General features: G+C 53.7%; 10 protein-coding genes, 2 tRNA genes and 1 other RNA gene. 7 read left to right on the plus strand and 6 right to left on the minus strand.

Features of this window, described 5'->3' with window-relative positions:
• Positions 1-77 precede the first annotated feature (77 nt).
• Positions 78-983: a patatin-like phospholipase RssA gene (gene rssA, locus FDX22_RS06725; RefSeq protein ID WP_096756791.1), complete on the minus strand. Its 906-nt coding sequence runs from the start codon at positions 981-983 to the stop codon at positions 78-80.
• A gap of 111 nt (positions 984-1,094) precedes the next feature.
• Here rssA and FDX22_RS06730 point away from each other — a divergent pair, with 111 nt between their 5' ends.
• The 5 genes from FDX22_RS06730 to FDX22_RS06750 all read left to right on the plus strand — a co-directional run bounded on the left by FDX22_RS06730 (position 1,095) and on the right by FDX22_RS06750 (position 3,088).
• A complete protein-coding gene (locus tag FDX22_RS06730) occupies positions 1,095-1,550 on the plus strand; it encodes a YchJ family protein (protein WP_146716903.1) in 456 nt (151 codons plus the stop codon).
• A 54-nt stretch (positions 1,551-1,604) separates the two neighbouring features.
• The gene (gene purU, locus FDX22_RS06735; protein ID WP_096756789.1) at positions 1,605-2,447 is read left to right on the plus strand and encodes a formyltetrahydrofolate deformylase; all 843 of its coding nucleotides are present in this window, start codon (positions 1,605-1,607) and stop codon (positions 2,445-2,447) included.
• 155 nt (positions 2,448-2,602) lie between these two features.
• A tRNA-Tyr gene (locus FDX22_RS06740) sits at positions 2,603-2,687 on the plus strand.
• A gap of 140 nt (positions 2,688-2,827) precedes the next feature.
• A tRNA-Tyr gene (locus FDX22_RS06745) sits at positions 2,828-2,912 on the plus strand.
• A gap of 45 nt (positions 2,913-2,957) precedes the next feature.
• Positions 2,958-3,088: non-coding RNA, RtT sRNA (locus FDX22_RS06750), on the plus strand.
• A 127-nt stretch (positions 3,089-3,215) separates the two neighbouring features.
• On the opposite strand, the gene narI is transcribed toward FDX22_RS06750, so the two are convergent.
• The 5 genes from narI to FDX22_RS06775 form a co-directional block, all read right to left on the minus strand.
• Positions 3,216-3,893: a respiratory nitrate reductase subunit gamma gene (gene narI / locus FDX22_RS06755; protein ID WP_115258301.1), complete on the minus strand. Its 678-nt coding sequence runs from the start codon at positions 3,891-3,893 to the stop codon at positions 3,216-3,218.
• Positions 3,893-4,603, minus strand: coding sequence for a nitrate reductase molybdenum cofactor assembly chaperone (gene narJ / locus FDX22_RS06760; protein ID WP_096756787.1), 711 nt, complete (start codon positions 4,601-4,603; stop codon positions 3,893-3,895). The genes narI and narJ overlap by 1 nt, the downstream gene beginning before the upstream one ends.
• Positions 4,600-6,138 (minus strand): nitrate reductase subunit beta, encoded by a 1,539-nt coding sequence (gene narH, locus FDX22_RS06765; protein ID WP_096756786.1) that lies wholly within the window; start codon positions 6,136-6,138, stop codon positions 4,600-4,602. Before narH ends, narJ begins: the two co-directional genes overlap by 4 nt.
• Entirely contained in the window at positions 6,135-9,878 is a 3,744-nt protein-coding gene (locus FDX22_RS06770) for a nitrate reductase subunit alpha (RefSeq protein WP_096756785.1), read from the minus strand. Before FDX22_RS06770 ends, narH begins: the two co-directional genes overlap by 4 nt.
• 515 nt (positions 9,879-10,393) lie before the next feature.
• Positions 10,394-11,785: a NarK family nitrate/nitrite MFS transporter gene (locus FDX22_RS06775; protein WP_115258300.1), complete on the minus strand. Its 1,392-nt coding sequence runs from the start codon at positions 11,783-11,785 to the stop codon at positions 10,394-10,396.
• Positions 11,786-12,124: 339 nt separating this feature from the next.
• On the opposite strand from FDX22_RS06775, the gene narX reads away from it, so the two are divergent.
• Both narX and narL read left to right on the plus strand, forming a co-directional pair.
• On the plus strand, positions 12,125-13,921 hold the full coding sequence (narX, locus tag FDX22_RS06780) for a nitrate/nitrite two-component system sensor histidine kinase NarX (protein WP_115258299.1): 1,797 nt from the start codon (positions 12,125-12,127) through the stop codon (positions 13,919-13,921).
• Positions 13,914-14,564 (plus strand): two-component system response regulator NarL, encoded by a 651-nt coding sequence (gene narL, locus FDX22_RS06785; protein WP_003020756.1) that lies wholly within the window; start codon positions 13,914-13,916, stop codon positions 14,562-14,564. Before narX ends, narL begins: the two co-directional genes overlap by 8 nt.
• The last annotated feature ends 5 nt before the right edge of the window (positions 14,565-14,569 follow it).

Consider the following 14,569-nt stretch of genomic DNA (forward strand, 5'->3'; position numbering starts at 1 on the left):
ACTGGCTTTAATCAATAGTGGCATGCTATTGCTACTCACGCCTGTCAGAATTGACTTAAGTGTTGATAAAAAATGCGTTAGATGTTGGTCTTCACCAGTGGCAGCAACTCATCCATTTTTTTCTCTACCGCAAGCTGCCCGGCAGCAATAGCTGCACCAGCACGGTGGAAGTCCAGCGTGGATATTTGCGGACAAAACGGTTGAATTAGAATATCTGGCGGGTCGCCGGCCATGCGGTTACGTTTAAGCCGGTTTTCCAGCACCTGAATAGAGGTGGTCATGATCTCCATCGCCGTGGGCGCAGTGACCGTTCGTCTGGCGGTGATATTACTCAACCGCTCTTTCAGACGCGCATGCCATGATAGCTCGTCATCACTCGAGTCGGTATCATTGCTGACGTTAAAGGAGAGCAGATCTTGTTGCATGAGGTGCGCATCATGTTGCAGGTCAACCGCAATGACGATATCGGCGCCTAGCGCACGCGTCAGCGAAACCGGCACAGGGTTAACCACCGCGCCATCAACCAGCCAATAACCATTATGTGCAACCGGGGACATCAGACCTGGAATACTGCAAGAGGCCCGCACGGCAAGGTGTAAATCACCTTCGGTAAACCACAGTTCGCGACCCGTACTCAGATTCGTCGCGACGGTAGCAAACCGGCGCTGGCATTGTTCAATTGACTCGACAGGCATGACGTTGCGGTATTGATTAAACACGCGTTCACCGCGCAGCAATCCGCCTCTGCGCCAGGAGAGATCCATCAGGCGTAAAACATCCCAATAGCTGAACGAGCAGACCCATTGCTCGAGGGCGGGTAATTTATTACACGCATAGGCGGCGCCAACCAACGAGCCGATTGAGCACCCTGCAACGATATCAACATCAATGCCCATATGTTTAAGGGCCTTAATCACACCAATATGCGACCAGCCTCGTGCCGCGCCGGAACCTAGCGCCAGCCCAATTTTTATTTTTCTCATTGTACCTACAGACTTCCCCTGGCTTGCAGACGTAGCAACATCACTACGGCTCAGTTAACATAGTGCTACCGTGGCGTTTTTACGCCGTTTTTTTATTCCAGGGAGTATTTTGTGTCTCAGCTTTGTCCCTGTGGTAGCGCTGTCGAGTATAGCCTATGTTGCTACCGTTATGTGTCTGGCGCGCAAGTAGCACCAACGCCGTCACACCTCATGCGTTCTCGTTACTGTGCTTTTGTGATGAAAGACGCAGATTACCTGATTAAGACCTGGCACCCCGACTGTCATGCTGCTGCATTTCGCGATGAGATTAGCGCAGGATTTGCCCATACCGAATGGCTTGGACTTACCCTTTTTGAACAGGCAACGTCGGAAACAGAAAATACCGGCTATGTCAGCTTTGTGGCGCGGTTTTCCGAACAGGGGAAAACGGGCGCCATTATTGAGCGCTCTCGTTTTTTAAAAGAAAACGGCCAGTGGTATTATATTGATGGTACGCGCCCGCAAATTGGCCGTAACGATCCCTGCCCTTGCGGGTCAGGTAAAAAATTTAAAAAGTGCTGCGGCTAACCCACGCCCGACAGCATCTATTACGCAAACATTTTCAACAGGAATACCCCGGCAATGCATTCACAACAACGTAAAGTTCTGCGCACTATCTGCCCCGACCAAAAAGGTTTGATCGCACGCATCACCAATATTTGTTACAAGCATGAACTGAACATCGTGCAAAACAACGAGTTTGTTGACCACCGTACCGGTCGCTTTTTTATGCGTACAGAACTGGAAGGCATTTTTAATGACGTCACGCTGCTGACCGATCTCGACAGCGCACTGCCTGAAGGATCCATTCGCGAACTTACGCCAGCAGGCCGTCGCCGCATCGTTATCTTAGTCACCAAGGAAGCGCATTGTCTGGGCGACCTGTTAATGAAAGCCAATTACGGTGGACTCGATGTTGAAATTGCGGCGGTAATCGGCAACCACGACACGCTGCGTTCGTTGGTTGAACGTTTTGATATTCCTTTTGAGCTAGTCAGCCATGAAGGATTAACCCGCGAAGAACACGATCAAAACATGGCCGATGCCATCGACGCCCACCAGCCTGATTATGTGGTGTTGGCGAAATATATGCGTGTCTTGACGCCAGAATTTGTTTCACGCTTCCCGAATAAGATTATTAATATTCACCACTCGTTCCTGCCTGCCTTTATTGGTGCACGTCCGTACCACCAGGCTTATGAGCGCGGCGTCAAAATCATTGGTGCAACGGCTCACTATGTGAATGATAACCTCGATGAAGGTCCAATCATCATGCAGGACGTGATTCACGTGGATCACACCTATACCGCAGAAGATATGATGCGCGCAGGCCGCGACGTAGAAAAGAATGTGTTAAGCCGTGCGCTGTATCAGGTTCTGGCCCAGCGAGTCTTTGTTTACGGTAACCGAACGATTATTCTGTAATCACCAATAATATGAATTGATTAGCTTTACTGCGTTACGGATGAAAAACACGCAAACGATCTACGTTAAGCAAAGGAATGCTTTACAGCGGCGCGTCATTTGATATGATGCGCCCCGCTTCCCAAGGAAGCAGGCCAGTAAAAGCATTACCCCGTGGTGGGGTTCCCGAGCGGCCAAAGGGAGCAGACTGTAAATCTGCCGTCATCGACTTCGAAGGTTCGAATCCTTCCCCCACCACCATTATTCACTACAGCGATGTAGTTAACTCGATGAGCAATGCAGAAGTTTGCACTTATCGGGGAAGGGTGAGAAGCGAAGCGACGAATAATCCTTCCCCCACCACCATCCTCATAGCATTACCTACAATTTGAATTACCCCTGGTGGGGTTCCCGAGCGGCCAAAGGGAGCAGACTGTAAATCTGCCGTCATCGACTTCGAAGGTTCGAATCCTTCCCCCACCACCATCAATCCCCTGTGATATCTCAGCTAAATCAAAGCACAATGCCCCATATTCTGCCCATGCGGGAAGGATGAGAAGCTTCGATTAAGGTTCGATTCGAGCATAGCGAGAAAGCGTTGCCGCAGGCAACGACCCGAAGGGCGAAGCGCGCAGCGCTGAGTCATCCTTCCCCCACTACCACTTCCCTGTAGTACCCTTAGCTAAACAGCTAAACCCCATAGGCCGGATAAAACGTATTCGCCACCACCCGGCAACAGCCATAAAAAAACCCCGCCGAAGCAGGGTTTACAATGACGCAGAGAATCGATTAGTGACGTGCGCGAACAATCTGGTATTTGCGGGTCAAATACTCGACTGGCACGCTCCAGATGTGTACCAGACGCGAGAACGGGAACAGCAGGAACAGCGTCATACCGAGCACCAGGTGCATACGGAAGATAAACGCCACACCGTCCAGGTACTGGGACGCGCCGCCGTGGAAGGTCACCACGGACTGTGCCCAGTTGACCAGCTTCATCATCTCACTCCCGTCCATATGCTGGGCGGAGAACGGAATCGTCAGCAGACCCAGCGCACACTGGATAACCAGAACGGACAGCACCAGAATATCCGCGCCGGTGGTAGTGGCACGCACGCGTGGGCTGAACAAACGGCGTTTGAGCAGCAATACACCACCGACCAGACACATCACGCCGGACGCACCGCCTGCAAACATGGCCATTTTCTGTTTCACTTCCAGCGGCAGCCACGCTTCGTACATCCAGTGCGGCGTTAACATCCCCAGGAAGTGGCCGGCGAAAATACCCAGGATCCCGATATGGAACAGGTTTGACGCCATGTTCATCCCTTTGCGATCCAGCATCTGACTGGATGCCGCACGCCAGGTGTACTGCCCGTAGTCATAACGCAGCCAGCTACCAATCAGGAAGACAGAACCCGCAATGTACGGATAGATGTCAAAGAAGAACGTATTCAGGAAGTGCATTATTGCTGTCCTCCGGTGGTGATATTCAGATACTGCGGCGCGACGGCCCCGGCAAAACGACGCTGGTGAGCGGAGATCTCAGATTCACCGCACCCCTGATCGGCAAAGAATTTCACCTGCTCTTCTTCCCAGACAGCGTCCAGCGCCTGCGGAGTATCATCGCGAACTTCATCCGCAATTTTCTCCGCCACTTTGTCGCTATCGATAGCCGCATTCGCCAGTTTCAACAGCAGATCGAACAGCACGGCGTAGCGACTTTCACGCTGTTGCAGACGAGCACTGAGCAGGGCCAGAATCGGGGCGATATCCTGCAAACCACCCAGCGCCTCTTCCTTCGGCAACTGCGCCAGATATTCCAGGTACAGCGGCAGATGGTCCGGTAATTCGCGGCTGTCGAGCTGTAAACCGTGCTGCTCGTACTGCGCCATCAGGTCAACCATCGCCTGACCGCGGTCGCGGGATTCACCATGCACATGTTCAAACAACAGCAGCGAGGTTGCACGGCCACGGTCGAACAGTTCACTGTAGCGGGACTGTGCGTCCAGCATGTCCTGCGCGGTTAAATCGCGCAGGAAGACGCCCAGAGTCTGGGCATCATCTTTGTCCAGGTTTTCAGATGACGCGAGTGCATCGAAAAGTTCCTGCTGATGCTGCCATAAGGCAGCATCCGGGTACTCGAGCAGACGCGAAACAATGACGAGTTCAATCATTGGTGCGGCTCCGTTTTGCTGGTCACATCGACAGCATCGATGCGGCGACTGTTGAACAGATTGAATTTGGTGTCCGAACCGTGGCAACCGTCGCCGAAGGTAAAGCCACAACTGCTTTTCTCCGGGAACGCTTCACGCGCCAGCTCACGATGGCTGCTCGGTACCACGAAACGATCTTCGTAGTTCGCGATGGCCAGGTAGCGGTACATTTCCTGTGCCTGCGCTTCAGTCAGACCAACTTCCTCCAGCGCACGGGTGTCGACTTTACCGTCAACGGTTTCCGCACGTTTAAAGTGACGCATCGCCAGCATGCGCTTCAGCGCCAGTACCACCGGCTGCGTATCCCCTGCAGTCAGCAGATTTGCCAGGTACTGAACCGGAATACGCAGGCTGTCCACGTCCGGCAGAATACCGTTGCTGCCCAGTTCACCCGCATCAGCCGCAGACTGAATCGGTGACAAAGGCGGAACATACCAGACCATTGGCAGCGTGCGGTATTCTGGGTGCAACGGCAGCGCCAGCTTCCAGTCCATCGCCATTTTGTACACCGGAGACTGCTGGGCCGCGTCGATCACGCTCAGCGGAATACCATCTTTCAGTGCCTGCTCAATGACCGCCGGGTCATTCGGATCGAGGAACACGTCCAGCTGACGCTGGTACAGATCTTTCTCGTTCTCGGTGCTTGCCGCGCTTTCAATGGCGTCAGCGTCATACAGCAGTACGCCGAGGTAACGAATACGTCCGACGCAGGTTTCGGAGCATACGGTCGGCTGACCGGCTTCGATACGCGGATAGCAGAAAATGCACTTCTCTGACTTACCGCTCTTCCAGTTGAAGTAGATTTTCTTGTACGGGCAACCGGTAATACACATACGCCAGCCGCGGCACTTGTCCTGGTCGATCAGCACGATGCCGTCTTCTTCACGCTTGTAGATGGCACCGCTTGGGCAGGTCGCCACGCACGCCGGGTTAAGGCAGTGCTCGCACAGACGCGGCAAATACATCATGAAGGTATTTTCGAACTGGCCGTACATCGCCTTCTGCATGTTCTCGAAGTTTTTGTCTTTTGACAGCTTCTCGAACTCGCCGCCCAGGTCGTCTTCCCAGTTCGGACCTTTGGTTATCTTGTCCATACGCTTGCCGGTGATCAGCGAACGTGGACGTGCAATCGGCTGCGCTTTGCTGTCAGCCGGAGCGTTGTGCAGCGTCTGGTAATCGAAGTCAAACGGCTCGTAGTAATCATCGATACCCGGCAGATGCGGGTTAGCGAAGATTTTACCCAGCAGCAGCGCTTTGTTACCCATGCGCGGTACCAGCTTACCGTTGATCTTGCGGATCCAACCGCCCTTCCATTTTTCCTGGTTTTCCCAGTCGGTCGGGAAACCGGTGCCCGGCTTAGTTTCAACGTTGTTGAACCAGGCGTACTCGGTCCCTTCACGGCTGGTCCAGACGTTTTTGCAGGTTACTGAACAGGTGTGGCAACCGATGCACTTATCGAGATTCAGCACCATGCCGACTTGTGAACGAATTTTCATTTTACGCTCTCCTGTACCTGGTCATTGCCTTCGCCATCCAACCAGTCAATGTTCTTCATCTTACGGACCACCACGAACTCATCACGGTTTGACCCTACGGTTCCGTAGTAGTTAAAGCCGTAGGCCAGGTGGGCATAACCACCAATCATGTGCGTCGGTTTCGGCGTAATACGGGTCACAGAGTTATGGATCCCGCCGCGCTGTTCGGTAATTTCCGACCCTGGAATATTCACAATACGTTCCTGGGCGTGGTACATCATGGTCATCCCGGCCGGGACACGCTGGCTGACTACCGCACGGGCGGTTAGTGAACCGTTGCTGTTAAAGACTTCGATCCAGTCGTTATCTTCGATACCCAGATCTTTCGCATCCGCTTCACTCATCCACACGATCGGACCGCCGCGGCCTAATGTCAGCATCAGCAGGTTGTCGCTGTAAGTGGAGTGGATACCCCACTTCTGGTGTGGCGTCAGGAAGTTGAGCGCTTTCTCCGGATTGCCGTTGGATTTCTCGCCCATCACGGCTTTCACCGAACGGGTGTCAATTGGCGGACGATAAACCAGCAGGCTTTCACCGAAGTCGCGCATCCACTGATGATCCTGATACAGCTGCTGACGACCGGTCAGCGTACGCCATGGGATCAGCTCGTGAACGTTGGTGTAACCGGCGTTGTAAGAAACATGCTCATCTTCCAGGCCAGACCAGGTCGGGCTGGAGATAATTTTACGCGGCTGCGCCTGAATATCGCGGAAGCGGATTTTCTCGTCTTCTTTATTCAGTGCCAGATGCGTATGGTCACGGCCGGTAAATTCACTCAGCGCAGCCCAGGCTTTCACCGCCACCTGACCGTTGGTTTCCGGCGCCAGGGTGAGGATCATCTCGGCGGCATCAATCGCCGTATTCAGCATCGGCTGACCTTTAGCCGGGCCTTCTGCCTTGGTGTAGTTAAGCTTACGCAGCAGGTCCATTTCGCTCTGGGTGTTCCAGGCAATCCCTTTCCCGCCGTTACCGACTTTATCCATCAGTGGGCCGATGGAGGTGAAGCGTTCGTAAGTTGCTGGGTAATCACGCTCAACGGTCATGATGTGCGGGGCAGTAACGCCTGGGATCAGATCGCATTCGCCTTTTTTCCAGTCCTTCACGTCCAGCGGCTGCGCCAGTTCGGCAGCGGAATCGTGCTGGATAGGCAGCGTCACCACGTCGGTTTCTTTACCGAGGTGACCGACGCAGACTTCAGAGAATTTCTTGGCGATGGCTTTGTAAATTTCCCAGTCGCTTTTCGATTCCCAGGCCGGATCAACAGCGGCAGACAGCGGATGAATAAACGGATGCATGTCCGATGTATTCATGTCGTCTTTTTCATACCAGGTGGCGGTAGGCAACACGATATCGGAATACAGACAGGTGCTCGACAGACGGAAGTCCAGCGTCACCACCAGATCCAGCTTGCCATCGAGACCGTTATCCTGCCATTCCACTTCTTCTGGCTTCACGCCACCCTGTTTGCCCAGATCCATCCCCTGAATACCGTGTTCAGTACCCAGCAGATACTTCAGCATGTACTCATGACCTTTACCGGACGAGCCCAGCAGGTTAGAACGCCAGATGAACAGATTACGCGGATGGTTTTTACCGTTTTCAGGTTGTTCTGCCGCAAAGCGAATAGAACCCTCTTTCAGCGATTTCACGGTGTAATCCACCGGCGTCATCCCGGCTTTTTCCGCCTCACGGGCAATGTACAGCGGGTTGGTGCCCAACTGCGGCGCAGATGGCAACCAGCCCATACGTTCAGCGCGCACGTTAAAGTCGATCAAATGACCGCTATAGCGGGACTTATCCGCCATCGGCGACAGCAGTTCCTGCGCAGTTACCGTCTCATAACGCCACTGGCTGGAGTGGTTATAGAAGTAGGAGGTGCTGTTCATGTGACGTGCCGGACGCTGCCAGTCAAGGCCAAACGCCAGCGGCTGCCAGCCGGTCTGCGGACGCAGTTTTTCCTGACCCACATAGTGCGCCCAACCGCCGCCGCTCTGACCAACGCAGCCGCAGAACACCAGCATGTTGATCAATCCGCGATAGTTCATATCGAGGTGATACCAGTGGTTCAGACCGGCACCGACGATGATCATTGAACGACCGTGCGTTTTGTCAGCGTTATCGGCAAATTCACGGGCGATACGCACGATTTGAGCGCGTGATACACCGGTAATTTTTTCTGCCCATGCCGGGGTATATGCTTTGATGTCATCGTAGCTGGTGGCGCAGTTTTCATCGTTCAGACCGCGTTCCAGACCGTAGTTCGCCATGGTCAGGTCATAAACGGTGGTCACCAGCGCGGTAGTACCGTCCGCCAGTTGCAGGCGTTTGACCGGCAGTTTGTGCAGCAGAACGTTTTCCAGTTCGACTTTATTGAAGTGCTCGGTGCCTTCGCCGCCAAAGTATGGGAAGCCGACTTCAGCGATGTCATCCTGGCTGCCCAGCAAGCTGAGCTGAAGTTCGGTTTCTTTACCGGACGTGCCGTCGCGCTGCTCAAGGTTCCACTTCCCTTTTTCGCCCCAGCGGAAACCAATCGAACCGTTTGGCGCGACCATCTCGCCGTCGGTATTGACGGCAACGGTTTTCCACTCTGGGTTATTTTCCTGGCCCAAAGAATCGACCAGATCGGCGGCGCGCAGCATACGGCCCGCCGCATAGTAACCGTCACGCTCTTCGAGCATCACCAGCATCGGGAAGTCGGTGTAACGACGCACATAGTCGGTGAAGTACTGGCTTGGGTTATCAAGGTGGAACTCACGCAGCATGACGTGGCCCATTGCCAGCGCCATCGCGGCATCGGTGCCCTGCTTCGGTGCCAGCCACAGGTCGCACAGCTTGGCAATTTCAGCGTAGTCCGGGGTGATCGCGACCGTTTTGGTCCCTTTGTAGCGAACTTCAGTGAAGAAGTGGGCATCCGGGGTACGGGTCTGCGGAACGTTTGAACCCCAGGCGATGATGTAGCTGGAGTTGTACCAGTCGGCAGATTCCGGAACGTCGGTCTGCTCACCCCAGGTCTGCGGAGACGCAGGCGGCAGGTCACAGTACCAGTCGTAGAAGCTCAAGCAGGTACCGCCAATCAGGGACAAGTAGCGTGCACCGGAGGCGTAGGAAACCATCGACATTGCCGGGATCGGCGAGAAGCCTGCCACGCGGTCAGGGCCGTAGGTTTTGACGGTGTAGACGTTAGAAGCGGCAATCAGCTCATTCACTTCCTGCCAGGAAGAACGTACAAAACCACCACGACCGCGCGCTTGCTTGAAGCTTTTTGCTTTATCGGCGTCTTCGATGATGGATGCCCATGCATCTACCGGATCGCTGTGCAGTCTTTTCGCTTCACGCCACATTTTCATCAGGCGTTTACGCATCAGCGGGTATTTCAGGCGGTTAGCGCTGTAGAGATACCAGGAGTAGCTCGCACCGCGCGGGCAGCCGCGTGGTTCGTGGTTTGGCAGGTCTGGACGGGTGCGCGGGTAGTCGGTTTGCTGGGTCTCCCAGGTCACCAGACCATTTTTCACGTAGATTTTCCAGCTGCATGAGCCGGTGCAGTTTACCCCATGAGTTGATCGCACGACTTTGTCATGCTGCCAACGCTGGCGGTATCCATCCTCCCAGTCCCGGTTAGTATTGAGAAGCTGGCCGTGCCCATCGGCAAAGGTTTCGCCCTTCTGCTTGAAGTAGCGAAACCGGTCCAGGAATTTACTCATCGGTTGTCTCCTGTAGGAGCCTGACGGCTCTCTGATAAATCGACATTGCTTGATTGAGAGCGAAGGTAACGCTATGAAAGCGCGTGGGAATTGATAACGATCAAGGCAGGCAGGGATGGGAAAGAGAGGTTAAATTTTATATACCCCTTAAGTGGGATGGGGTAAAACCCAGTAATCAATTGATTTTAAATATGATTTTAAAATTAACTCATCATACAAATGTTAAATTCTTTACAAGTGAGTATTAAGGGGTATCCCCCCTGGCAGGCCTCTTTCTGTGCACCGTTCTGACAGACGATAGTCTCTGTAGACAAATAAGTATGTTGTAACTAATTACAGACAAAAAAAAGCGCGGTCTAACACCGCGCAAAGGATAATCAACCTACACGTCATCTTTCAAACTACTTCCGCGTTGGCTGTGCTCGTTCTCCCCAGTCACTGACTTGAGTATGCTCCTGGGGATTTCTCACTTGCCGCCTTGATGCAGTTAGAGTGATTTTGTGTACATTACTTTTTTATTTTTTAGAATGACGTCCGTATACCACCCAGGTGATGACCACGCAGGCGACATAGAAGATCAGGAACACTTTCATCGCATCCACCGGCGAACCGGTTAACGCCAGCGACGTACCAAACGCTTTAGGAATAAAGAAGCCGCCAATCGCGCCGATAGCTGAGATAAAGCCCAGTGCTGCCGCCGTGTCGGTTGCCGCTTCACGCATCGCTTTCTCTTCGGAGCCACCTTCGGCTTTCACTCGGTCCATCGTCAGTTTACGGAAGATCACAGAGATCATCTGGAAGGTAGAACCACTACCCAACCCAGCCGTCAGGAACAGCGCCAGGAACACCGCAAAGAAGGCGATAAAGTTGCCACCCTCACCGTTTGTTGGCAGCGTCAGGAACAGCAAGGCGCTGAAAATGGCCATCAGGACAAAGTTCACCAACGTCACGCGCGTCCCGCCCAGTCGGTCAGAAATTGCCCCACCAGCAGAACGAGCCAGGGCGCCAATCAGCGGACCAAAGAAGGCATAATGCAGGATCTGCACCTCAGGGAACTGCGTTTTTGATAGCATGGCAAAACCGGCAGAGAAGCCGATAAAGGAGCCGAAGGTTGCCAGATACAGCAGACTCATAATCCACAGATGTCCGCGTTTCAGCACCGGTAATTGCTCTTTCAGTGACGCTTTAGAGGTTGCCAGTTCGTTCATACCAAACCACGCAGCCAGCGTCAGCACCGCCAGGAACGGTACCCAAATCCACGCGGCGTTGGCCAGATACAGCTGCGTGCCATCCGGTTGCTCAACGCCGTGGCTACCGAATGCCGCGAAGATAGACAAGGAGACCACCAGCGGCGCAAGCAACTGCATCACGCTGACGCCCATGTTACCCAGACCGCCGTTCAGCCCCAGCGCACCGCCCTGTTTCTGTTTCGGGAAGAAGAAACTGATGTTAGCCATGCTGGAAGCAAAGTTTGCCCCGGCAAAACCGCACAGCAGAGAGATGATAATAAACGTGCTAAACGGCGTGGTGGTATCTTGCACGGCAAAACCTAACCATACGCAAGGAATGATCAGGATACCGGTGCTGAATGCCGTCCAGCGACGTCCGCCAAACAGAGGAACCATAAAGGAGTACGGAACACGCAGCAGCGCACCGGAAACCGACGGTAATGCCGTCAGCATGAACAGCTGCTCGGTGGTAAAGTCAAAGCCAACCTTCGGTAAGTTCACCGCTACGGCGCTAAATAACATCCATACGCAAAATGCCAGCAGCAGACAAGGGACGGAAATCCACAAGTTGCGGCTGGCAATACGATGACCTCTTTGTTGCCAAAAGGCGGGATCTTCCGGCCGCCATTCTGTAATTACAGATCCAGATGCCCTTTCCGGGGCAGATGAGTGACTCATAGACACCTCTGATACTTGTTTCGATGCCTGCAACATTAGGGTTTACAGCGGGAGGTAAGTTGATATAAATCAAAGGAAAAGATGTCATTATTGATGCTCAAAATTTATCATTACCCCAAATGAGTACATAACATCGCTAAAAAAGTTGTGGTTTTTCACGCTGCTGTCGCCCCCTACTCCCCACAGTCGAAGATCTCTCCCACTCATGGCAATTAAGGGGTAGCCCGTTTGAGGTATGGGTATACTCCAGTGTATAGCTGAGAATAACGCCACTGCTTGCAGCAGCATCGTCATTCATAAGGTTTTCGCTACAACGAAATCCTGAAGGAAGAAGTCACCATGTTAAAACGTTGTCTCTCTCCGCTTACGCTGGTCAACCAGGTGGCGCTGATTGTTTTACTGTCCACCGCAATCGGCGTGGCGGGTATGGCCGTCTCCGGCTGGCTGGTTCAGGGCGTTCAGGGCAGCGCGCATGCGATCAATAAAGCCGGCTCCCTGCGTATGCAGAGCTATCGTCTGCTGGCAGCGGTTCCGCTGGATGCCAATGACCAGCCGCTGCTGGAAGAGATGGAAAGAACGGCCTTCAGCCCGGAACTCACGCGCGCCGCTAAGCGCGACGGACAACAGGCGCAGCTGAAGGCGTTACAGGATTACTGGCATACCGAACTGGCGCCAGGGCTATCACATGCACAAAACGCGGACGCCGTTGCCGAGGACGTTACGCAGTTTGTGGCAGGACTGGATAAGCTGGTGACCGCCTTTGACCACACCACGGAATTGCGTATTGAGCGCGTGGTGATGCTGCATCGTCTGATGGCCGTGTTTATGGCACTGCTGCTGGTTTTCACCATTATCTGGCTGCGTGTTCGTCTGCTGGAACCGTGGAAACAGCTGCTGTCGATGGCGCGAGCCGTCAGCCAACGTGATTTTACCCAGCGCGCACGCATTAGCGGGCGTAATGAAATGGCGGCCCTGGGATCGGCACTGAACAATATGTCAGAAGAGCTGGCAGAAAGTTACGCGGTACTGGAACAGCGGGTGCAGGAGAAAACCGCCGGTCTGGAGCATAAAAACCAGATCCTCTCCTTCCTGTGGCAAGCCAACCGCCGTCTGCACTCTCAGGTACCGCTGTGTGAACGTCTTTCCCCGGTACTCAACGGGCTACAAAATTTAACGCTGTTGCATGATATCGAACTGCGGGTATACGACCTGGAAGATGAAGATAATCACCAGGAGTTTACCTGTCAGTCGAACGTCAGCTGTGATGAAAAAGGGTGTCATCTGTGTCCGCGCGGCACGCTGCCCGCCATTGACGGCGGAATCACACTGAAATGGCGACTGACCGATGCGCATACTCAGTATGGTATTCTGCTGGCCACCTTGCCGCACGGACGTCATCTTAGCCACGACCAGCAGCAACTGGTTGATACCCTGGTTGAACAACTGACCGCGACGCTGGCGCTGGACAGGCAGCAGGAGCGTCAGCAGCAGTTGATTGTGATGGAAGAGCGTGCCACCATTGCACGCGAACTGCATGATTCTATTGCACAATCGCTTTCTTGTATGAAGATGCAGGTCAGCTGTTTGCAAATGCAAGGCGAGGCGCTGCCGGAAAACTGCCGCGACCTGTTGAGTCAAATTCGTAATGAACTGAACACGTCCTGGGTGCAGTTGCGTGAGCTGTTAACCACCTTCCGTTTGCAGTTAACGGAGCCTGGATTGCGCCCAGCGCTGGAAGCCAGCTGCCTGGAATACAGCGCCCGATTTGGTTTTACGGTGAAGCTGGATTACCAGCTGCCACCGCGTCTGGTGCCTTCGCACCAGGCTATTCACCTGTTGCAAATTGCCCGTGAAGCCCTGAGTAATGCCTTGAAACACTCTCACGCCGATGACGTTGTGGTGACGGTGGTGCAAAATGGCAAGCAGGTCAAACTGACAGTGCAAGATAACGGCTGCGGCGTACCGGAAAACGCCGAACGCAGTAACCACTACGGCATGATTATTATGCGCGATCGTGCGCAAAGCTTGCGCGGCGATTGCCGTGTACGCCGTCGCGAGACTGGCGGTACTGAAGTTGCTGTCACTTTCATTCCCGAAACAAACTTCACAGAAGTCCAAGGAGATACCCATGAGTAATCTGGAACCGGCAACCATCCTGTTGATCGATGATCATCCGATGTTGCGAACCGGTGTAAAACAGCTTGTCAGTATGGCGCCCGATATTACCGTGGTCGGCGAAGCCAGTAATGGCGAGCAGGGTATCGAGCTGGCTGAGTCTCTTGATCCCGATCTGATCCTGTTGGATCTCAATATGCCCGGTATGAACGGTCTGGAAACGCTCGATAAGCTGCGCGAAAAATCCCTGTCCGGCCGCATCGTCGTATTCAGCGTCTCCAATCATGAAGAAGACGTGGTCACCGCCCTGAAACGCGGCGCGGATGGTTATTTGTTGAAAGACATGGAACCGGAAGATTTGCTGAAGGCATTACAGCAAGCGGCCGCCGGTGAAATGGTGCTTAGCGAAGCTTTAACACCCGTACTGGCCGCCAGCCTGCGTGCTAATCGTGCCACCTCAGATCGCGATGTCACCCAGCTCACGCCACGCGAACGCGACATCCTGAAACTGATTGCCCAGGGCCTGCCTAACAAGATGATTGCCCGCCGTCTGGACATCACCGAAAGCACGGTCAAAGTCCACGTGAAGCATATGCTGAAGAAAATGAAGCTCAAATCACGCGTAGAAGCCGCGGTATGGGTACATCAGGAACGCATTTTCTAATTTTT

Origin of the sequence: Citrobacter sp. TBCS-14, assembly GCF_005280805.1 — a bacterium.
GTDB lineage: Bacteria > Pseudomonadota > Gammaproteobacteria > Enterobacterales > Enterobacteriaceae > Citrobacter > Citrobacter gillenii.